Genomic DNA, 8,420 nt, shown 5'->3' with positions numbered 1-8,420 from the left:
GACGAGAAAGGCCGCCGCCGCGCCGACGCCGACGCGGCCCGAGGGGAGCGGGCGCCCCTTGGTGCGTTCGACGCCGGCGTCGAGCCCACGATCGAGAATGTCGTTGTAGGTGCAGCCGGCGCCGCGCATTGCGATCGCGCCGACGAGGAACGGCATGAGATGCCAGAGGCTCGGCCCGCGGTGGAGCGCGAGGCCGGCCAGCGCCGTCCCCTGCCAGCAGGGGGCGAGCAGCAACTGCCAGCCGGCCGGCCGGTCGAGCCGGGCGAGTTGGACGAACGGCAGCGCGAAATCGGGGGTCAGCCTCAGGACGAGACTCGCGGGGCGCGCGTCGGGCAGGACGGCGCGCTCAGGCCCTGCGCTCAAAGCGGCCCGGCCGGCAGCGGCTGCGCCTGCGGCCCGCCGCCGCCCTGGGCCGCCAGCTCCTTCATCTTCTTGATCTGGGCAGCGACCTTGCAGGCCTTGGCGTTGAAGCCGGCGTTCTTTTCGTGGCCCGCCTTCAGGTTGTTGATCGCGTCGTCGGGAAACGAGCACCAGTCCTTGTTCTTGGTCATGTAGGCGATCAGCGCTTCTTCGGCGTGCAAAAGCCCGACCGTCTTGGCGCAGAAGCCCTCAGGATCCATCGGCTTGCCGTGGAACGACTTGGCGTAGTCGTTGACCCTTTGCATCTCGGTGTTGCGCGCCGCCGCGAGCTTCTGCATGTCCTGCCCACAGTCGGCGAGGGCCGGGGCGCTAAAGGCTGCGACAAGAGCCACGCCCAAGGCAATCCGTGTCCGCGTCACGCTCAAACAACTCCGTCGAGAGAATCCGAAGCCGTCGCGCTTCGATTTAGCGCGCAGAAGCCCCAAGATAAAGGCGAAAGCACGGCCGCCGCCGGAATTCCGCCGAAGAGGCGCCCCTCCGCACGGCGTCAGACCCAACCTCGCGAAGGATAATCGATGCCGTATCGGTCCGGAGCCGCGGCGATCGCCGCCATGCCGGCCAGCACTGCGTCGGAGCGGATGATGAGGCGGGTCGGAATGCGCCGGGCGAGCGCGTCGACCGGCGCCTTGGCCTCGAAGGCGGCGCGGAACGTCGCGTCATCGAGGAAATCGACCACCCGCGGAAGCACGCCGCCCGACAGCGTCACCCCGCCCGTCGCGACGAAGGTCACGGCCATATCGCCGGCGAAGCGGGCCACGATCCGCCAGTAGAGCCGTACGCTGTCCGCGACTTCGCCTTTGGGATCGGCTTCCGCCGCGGCGGTGACTTGCGGCGGCTCGAGATGCGGATCGGGACGCCCGAGACCCATCATGCGCGCCCGGTGGACCCGCGCGAGGCCCGCGCCGTTGAGCACGCTCTCGCTGGTGATCCGCCCGTGCGCCCGCTCGAGATGCGGCCAGAGTGCGAATTCCTCGTCCGTGACCGGGCCGAAGTCGATATGGCAGGCCTCCGACGACACAGGGGTAAAGCGGCCGTCGGCCTCGACCAGCGCGGCGATGCCGAGGCCGGTGCCCGGCCCGAGGATCACCTGCGGGCCCTGCCCATCGAAGGCGAGCGCGCCGATCGGGCGCGTCCAGTCCGGCTGGATCGCCGGCAACGACAGCGCCTGCGCCTCGAAATCGTTGAGCAAAAGCCCCTGCTTCAGGCCCGCGCGGCGCGCCGTCTCGGGACCGTCCATCACCCAGGGCGCGTTGGTGAGTTTCAGCTCGCGTCCGACCACCGGGCCGGCGCCGCAAACGATCATCGACTGCGGCCGCGCCCCGAGCTTCGGCGTCGCCGCCTCGATAGCCTCCGGCAGGCCGGGATAATCGTCGGTAATGAGATGGACGATCGGTCCGAGCCCCGCGCCGGGCGAAGGCGAGAGCGCGAACCGGACATTGGTGCCGCCCGTGTCGCAGACGAGGACGGGAGAGGGAAAGGCAAAGTCGCTCATGCCCGCCTATAAACGCCTATCGTCAGGGCCTCGGTCAAGGGCGGCGCACCCTTTCCCGGATCAAATGCGCTAGGCTCGGCGCGTTTCCCTGATTCGGCAGCCATGGCGCGTCCCACCTTCTACGAATTCTTCTGCGGCGGCGGCATGGTGCGCGCCGGACTCGAGCCGGCCTGGCGGGCGCTGTTCGAAAACGATTTTGATCCGCGCAAAGGAGTGGCCTACGCCGCCAATTGGGGAAGCGACGGCCTGCGCATTGCGGACGTTGCATCGCTCCGCGCGCGCGACCTGCCGGGCGCCGCGGATCTTGCCTGGGCGTCCTTTCCTTGCCAGGACCTATCGCTCGCCGGCGCGGGCGCTGGGCTCGACGGTAAGCGGTCTGGCGCGTTCTGGGGCTTTTGCGACGTGATGGAAGCGCTCAAGGCCGACGGCCGCGCGCCGAAACTCATTGCGCTCGAGAACGTCGGCGGGACTCTGACTTCCAGAGGCGGCTCGGATTTCAACGCCATCGCCGCGGCGCTGGAAAACCTCGGCTACCACTTCGGCGCGCTGACGATCGACGCGGCGCTCTTTCTGCCGCAGTCGCGGCCGCGGGTGTTTTTCGTCGCCGTGCGGAACGACGTCGCAGTCCCGGCTCGGCTCGCGGCGTCGGGGCCGCCCGCCCATCACGTCTCCTCGGCGCTGCGGCGCGTCGCTACCGGGCTGCCGCGCGCACTCGCTGCCAGCTGGATCTGGTGGCGCCTCCCCGAGGCGCCACGCGCCAACGCCCGACTCGTCGACTGCCTCGAGCCCGATCCGCAGCGCTGGCACAATCCCTCTGAGACCGCCGCTTTCGTGGCGACGCTGTCGCCCGCTTCGAAACGCGACGTCGCGCTCGCGCAAGAAGACGGCGCGCGACACGTCGGCGCTCTTTTCCGCCGCACCCGCCCGGATGGCGCGGGCGGCGTGCGGGTCCAGGCAGAGGCGCGTTTCGATGGGCTCGCCGGCTGCCTGCGCACGCCGGGCGGCGGGTCGAGCCGCCAGTTCCTGATCGAGGTCGACGGCGAGACCATCCGCACCCGGCTGATGACGCCGCGCGAGGCTGCGCGGCTGATGGGCCTGCCCGACAGCTTCAAGCTGCCGAAGCGCGCGACCGACGCGCTGCATCTCGTCGGCGACGGCGTCGCGCCGCCGGTGGTGCGGTTTTTGAGCGAAAACCTGCTCATCCCCCTCGCCGAAGCTAGGATCGCGGACGCGCCGGCGCGCTGGTCCCGCGCATGACCTATGACCGCTCCGCCGTCATGCGGGCGGTGAAATCCCGCGACACGACTCCGGAGCGCGCGGTGCGGGCGCTTCTGAGGCGGATCGCGTCCGGCTACCGCCTCCATCGCGCCGACCTCCCCGGCAAGCCGGATATCGCCTACGGACGTCGCAAGCTCGCAATCTTCGTGCATGGCTGCTTCTGGCACGGGCACGAATGCGCGCGAGGCGCTCGCATGCCCAAGACGAACACGGATTACTGGCGCGCCAAGATCGCGCGCAACCGGGCGCGCGACGTAAAGACCCAGGCCGCACTCGCCGCGATGGGCTGGCGCATGCTCGTCGTCTATGAATGCGAACTGAAGGACAAAACCGCGCTCGCCGCCCGACTCGCGGCGGAGGTGCCGTTGCGCGAACCTTAGGGGTGTCGGGATGGGCGCGACTTTTGATTGCCGAAAAACAGAAATTACGTTATGATCCCCTTCATGCCGGCATCGGGCGAAGCGCAACCGGATCGACGCCGTCTCGGACGGGGACGGGGCCATTTGCCCGGGAGCCGGATGACGAAGAAAATTCGGGCAGGAAAGATTTCGTGAAACTCGCATGCAACGCATTGAAAAGTCACGATTCACGGGTGAATAAGAGGGCCAAACCCAGCTCCGAACGCCTGTCGAACGCGGGCTGAACGCCCGCTGAATGACGCCGGACGGCGCCCGAACGCGCCTCGCCCCGCGGACGCTTGAGGGAGTCCAGATGTCTCCCGCCGGCCGCGACCGGCGATCGCGGCTGCAACCGGCTGGCCCTCAACTTGCTTGCCTTGCGCCGTCCCCTGCCGCATGCGAGACGCGTTCCCGCTGCCGTTCGATGGAGGCGTCCTCATGGCCCTGGAACCGATCCTCGACGACGACGCCGAAAAGGACCGGCCGCTGCGCGACGACATCCGCCTGCTCGGCCGCATTCTCGGCGACACCGTGCGCGAGCAGGAGGGCGAGGAAACCTACGCTCTCGTCGAGCAGATTCGGCAGGCCTCGATCCGCTTCCACCGCAACAACGAGCCCGGGGCGCGGCGCGAACTCGAGGCGACGCTCGACAGTCTTTCGGCCGACCAGACGCTCGCCATCGTGCGCGCCTTCAGTTACTTCTCCCCTCTCGCCAATATCGCCGAGGACCAGCACCACATCCGACGCAACCGCGCGCACGTGATGGTGGGTTCCGCGCCCCGTCCCGGCTCGCTCACCTACGCCTTCCATCACATCCGCCATCACATCAGTCAGTCGGACATTACGCCCGAGGCGCTCGGCGGCTTCTTCGACCGCGCGCTTGTGAGCCCGGTGCTCACCGCCCATCCCACCGAGGTGCGCCGCAAGAGTACGCTGAGCCGCGAACTCGAGATCGCGGGGCTGCTGGACGAACGCGACCGCGCCGGAGCCGGCGCGCCCGAGCAGGCGGCCATCGAGGAGAAGCTGAGGCGCGCCGTGCTGATCCTGTGGCGCACCAACATGCTGCGCCAGACCCGGCCGCAGGTGATCGACGAAGTCGCCAACGGCCTTTCCTATTACGACTACACATTCTTTCGTGAGCTGCCGCGGCTCTACGGCGCGATCGAGGATGCGCTGGAAGGCGCCGGGGGCCAGCGTCGCACGGCGCCGATCCCATCATTCCTGCGCATCGGCTCGTGGATCGGCGGCGACCGCGACGGCAATCCCTTCGTCACCGCCAACGTGCTCGACGAGGCGGTGCGCCTGCAGAGCGCGCGCGCGATCGGCTTCTTCCTCGACGAACTGCACCAGCTCGGCGGCGAGCTGTCGCTGGCCTCCGAACTCGTCCCCGTCACGCCCGAACTCGCCGCGCTCGCGGACAGGGCGGACGACGACTCGCCGACGAGGCGCGACGAGCCCTACCGCCGCGCTGTCGGCGGCATGTATTCCCGCCTCGCCAAGACCGCGCGGGAGCTCGACCACGTCGTCGCGCTGCGCCAGCCGATCGCCGATGCGCCGGCCTATGACGCCGTCGAGGAATTTGCCGTCGACCTCGACGTGATCGCGGAATCGCTCAAGGCGAACGGCGGCGCCATCATTGCCCGCGGACGCCTGAGAGGCCTGCGGCGCGCCGTCGAGGTGTTCGGCTTCTATCTCGCGCCGATCGACCTAAGGCAGAACTCCGATGTGCACGAGCGCACGGTCGCCGAGATTGTCGCGGCCGTCTCGCCCGGCCTCGACTACCGCGCCTTGAGCGAAGACGAGCGCGTCGCGCTGCTCAGGCGGGAGCTCGTGTCCGCGCGCCCGCTCGTCTCGCCCTTCCTCGCCTATGGCGAGGAGACGGCGGGCGAACTCGCGCTCTTCCGTACAGCCGCCGCGATCCGCGCGCGCTACGGCAAGGGCGCGATCCGCACCTCGATCATCTCCAAGACCGACGCCGTGTCCGACCTGCTGGAGCTGGCGCTGCTGCTCAAGGAAGCCGGCCTCGTCACGGCAGCCGGGGAAACCGCGCTCGCGCTCGTTCCGTTGTTCGAGACGATCGCTGACCTGCGCAACTGCGTCGGCGTGATGGACCGGCTCTTGGCGATTCCCGAATATCGCAGGCTCGTCGACTCGAAGGGCGGCGAGCAGGAAGTGATGCTCGGCTATTCCGACTCCAACAAGGACGGCGGCTTCGTCACCTCGGGCTGGGAGCTGTACAAGGCCGAAATCGGCCTCGTCGAGGTGTTCCGGAGGCACGGGGTGCGCATCCGCCTCTTCCACGGCCGCGGCGGCTCGGTGGGCCGCGGCGGCGGTCCGAGCTACGACGCCATTCTCGCCCAGCCGGGCGGCGCAGTACAGGGGCAGATCCGCATCACCGAGCAGGGCGAGATCATCTCGAGCAAATATTCCAACCCCGACGTCGGACGCAGGAATCTCGAGACGCTCGTGTCGGCGACGCTCGAGGCGACGCTGTTGCAGGACGAGAGCCCGGCGCCCGACCCCGCCTTCCTGGAAACCATGGAGGAGCTTTCGAAGGCCGCCTACGGCGCCTATCGCGGCCTCGTCTACGAGACCGAAGGTTTCGTGAAGTACTTCTGGTCCTCGACCGTGATCACCGAGATCGCGACGCTCAACATCGGCTCGCGGCCGGCCTCGCGCAAGAAGACGCAGGCGATCGAGGATTTGCGCGCCATCCCCTGGGTGTTCTCCTGGGCGCAGTGCCGGCTGATGCTCCCCGGCTGGTTCGGCTTCGGCGCAGCGGTCAAGGCCTATGTCGAAGCGCATCCCGACGACGGGCTCGAGGCGCTGAAAGCCATGTACCAGCGCTGGCCTTTCTTCCGCACCCTGCTCTCCAACATGGACATGGTGCTGTCGAAGTCGAGCCTCGCCATCGCCTCCCGCTATGCGCGCCTTTGCGACGACGTCGCGCTCCGGGAGAAGATCTTCGCCCGCATTGCGCAGGAGTGGCGCGATTCGGTCGACGCGCTGAACGCGATCATGGAGCAGCCGCAGCTTCTCGCCAGCAACCCTCTGCTCGACCGCTCGATCCGGAACCGCTTCCCGTACCTCGACCCGCTGAACCACGTGCAGGTCGAGCTTCTGAAGCTCCACCGGGCGCGGGCGTCGAGCGAGAAGGTGCTGACGGGCATCCAGCTCACCATCAACGGCGTGTCGGCGGGCCTCAGGAACAGCGGATAAACATTGTGGACGGCCTGTCGAGCGCTTGCCATCCAGCGCCTCAGGCTCTCATTCTCCGCCGATGGCGCTCGGCGGCTGGATTGTCCTCATCGTTTTCGCTCTTCTCGTCGGCGCAGCCGGAATCGGCATGGCTCTGCAAAGCCGGCTGCGGGAAGGGCACAAGACGAGCCAGACGGTCGATCACGTTCGCCTCGTGGTCTCGATCCTCGTCACCATCACCGCGCTGGTCCTGAGCCTCCTCCTGTCGGAGGTGAAAACCTCCTACGATACGTTCGACGCCCGGCTTCGCGCCTTTGCCGGCGACCTTTCCAACCTTGACATCCATCTGCGCGAATATGGCGCGGAGGCAAAGCCGATCCGGGCGATCCTACGCGAATACATCGCCGCCGCGATCGCCGATAGCTGGCCCGATGAACCTGCGCCGCCCGGCGACTATCCGAAATTCGCAAAGCCCGGTGGCGTCGAACGCCGGCAGATCGCGGCCATCCTGATCCGGATGGATTCGGAGATCCATCGACTCGAGCCGCCGGACGGCTTTCATCAGCGGCTCGCCCAATCCCTCACCGCGCAGGTCGACGCGACGCTCGCCGCCCGGAGGCAGCTTATCCAGACCGCCCACAACACGGTCTCTTGGCCGCTCATGGTCGCAATGTGCGGATGGCTTGCGGTCGTCTTCGGCGTCTTCGGGCTGCTCGCGCCCCGCAACGCGGTCGTTCATCTGACGATCGTCATCTGCGCTTTCTGCGTCGCTTCCGCGATCCTTCTGATCACCGATTACGATTCTCCTTTAGGCGGGCTCGTGCACGTGTCGAGCGACTCCATGCGCGACGCACTAAGCGAGTTGGACGAGCCGTAAGCCGACTCGGCCCTGAGCGATTCTGCACAACCTTCAGCACGCTGCTCTCCATCATTCCCTGGTCCACGGAGCGAGGCGCATTCGGGCGCCGTCCGGCGTCATTCGGGCGTCGTTCGGCGTCATTCGGCGCGCGTTCGGCATGCATTCGACACGCGCTCGGCGCTGGATTTGACCCTCTTATTCACCCGCGAATCGTGACTTTTCAATGCGTTACACTCGAGTTTGAGGAAAAATCCTTCCACGCGAATTTTTGATCATGCGGCCATCTCCGGGTATGTGGCCGCATCCCGTCCAGCCGGCGTCGATCCGCTTGCGCTTGGTCTGAGGCTCGCATGAAGGGATCATACCGATATTTCTGCTTTTCCGCAATCAGAAGTCGCGCCATCGCCATTCACGGGGCGGAGGGCGCCGGATACACTGATATCGTAGAGCCGAAAGGACCCGCCATGAAAGCCGCGATCGTTCAGGGACCGGGACGGACGCCCGCGTATGCCGATTTCCCCGCGCCCAGGCCCACGGAGGGGGAGCGGCTCGTCAGGGTGACGGCTGCGGCGCTGACGCAGCTTGCCCGCGGCCGTGCGTCGGGCGCGCATTACAGTTCGTCCTCCGGTTATCCATTCGTCGCCGGCGTCGACGGTGTAGGAAAGCTCGAGGACGGCGCCCGCGTCTATTTCCTGTTGCCGCGCTTGCCTTACGGCGCTTTCGCGGATGAGACCGTCGCGGCGGCTCAGCAATGTCTGCCCCTGCCCGACGATCT

Annotated in this window: 7 protein-coding genes and 1 pseudogene; 5 read left to right on the top strand and 3 right to left on the bottom strand. The window is 67.6% G+C overall.

What is annotated here, in order from left to right; translation table 11 throughout:
* From ACLP25_RS06525 to ACLP25_RS06515, 3 genes are all read right to left on the bottom strand, one after another.
* The coding region (locus ACLP25_RS06525) for a UbiA family prenyltransferase (protein ID WP_442468412.1) at window positions 1-363 on the bottom strand (363 nt) is incomplete at its 3' end.
* Complete coding sequence (locus ACLP25_RS06520; RefSeq protein WP_442468411.1) at window positions 360-752, bottom strand: hypothetical protein; 393 nt, start codon at window positions 750-752, stop codon at window positions 360-362. The genes ACLP25_RS06520 and ACLP25_RS06525, both read right to left, overlap by 4 nt.
* 155 nt (window positions 753-907) lie before the next feature.
* Complete coding sequence (locus ACLP25_RS06515) at window positions 908-1,912, bottom strand: glucokinase (protein ID WP_442468410.1); 1,005 nt, start codon at window positions 1,910-1,912, stop codon at window positions 908-910.
* Window positions 1,913-2,014: 102 nt separating this feature from the next.
* Here ACLP25_RS06515 and ACLP25_RS06510 point away from each other — a divergent pair, with 102 nt between their 5' ends.
* The 5 genes and pseudogenes from ACLP25_RS06510 to ACLP25_RS06490 form a co-directional block, all read left to right on the top strand.
* The gene (locus ACLP25_RS06510; protein WP_442468409.1) at window positions 2,015-3,169 is read left to right on the top strand and encodes a DNA cytosine methyltransferase; all 1,155 of its coding nucleotides are present in this window, start codon (window positions 2,015-2,017) and stop codon (window positions 3,167-3,169) included.
* On the top strand, window positions 3,166-3,570 hold the full coding sequence (locus tag ACLP25_RS06505) for a very short patch repair endonuclease (RefSeq protein ID WP_442468408.1): 405 nt from the start codon (window positions 3,166-3,168) through the stop codon (window positions 3,568-3,570). Before ACLP25_RS06510 ends, ACLP25_RS06505 begins: the two co-directional genes overlap by 4 nt.
* Before the next feature lie 414 nt (window positions 3,571-3,984).
* Window positions 3,985-6,807: a phosphoenolpyruvate carboxylase gene (gene ppc, locus ACLP25_RS06500; RefSeq protein ID WP_442468407.1), complete on the top strand. Its 2,823-nt coding sequence runs from the start codon at window positions 3,985-3,987 to the stop codon at window positions 6,805-6,807.
* A gap of 61 nt (window positions 6,808-6,868) precedes the next feature.
* Window positions 6,869-7,663 carry a bestrophin-like domain gene (locus tag ACLP25_RS06495; protein WP_442468406.1) on the top strand — a complete coding sequence of 265 codons (795 nt, stop codon included), beginning with the start codon at window positions 6,869-6,871 and terminating at the stop codon, window positions 7,661-7,663.
* A 446-nt stretch (window positions 7,664-8,109) separates the two neighbouring features.
* Window positions 8,110-8,420: pseudogene (locus ACLP25_RS06490) on the top strand (quinone oxidoreductase family protein); the annotation flags it as partial.

Origin of the sequence: Roseiarcus sp. (assembly GCF_052145395.1) — a bacterium.
Lineage (GTDB): Bacteria > Pseudomonadota > Alphaproteobacteria > Rhizobiales > Beijerinckiaceae > Roseiarcus.
The sequence above is the reverse complement of the archived record's forward strand: the minus strand, read 5'-3'. Positions and strand labels throughout refer to the sequence as shown.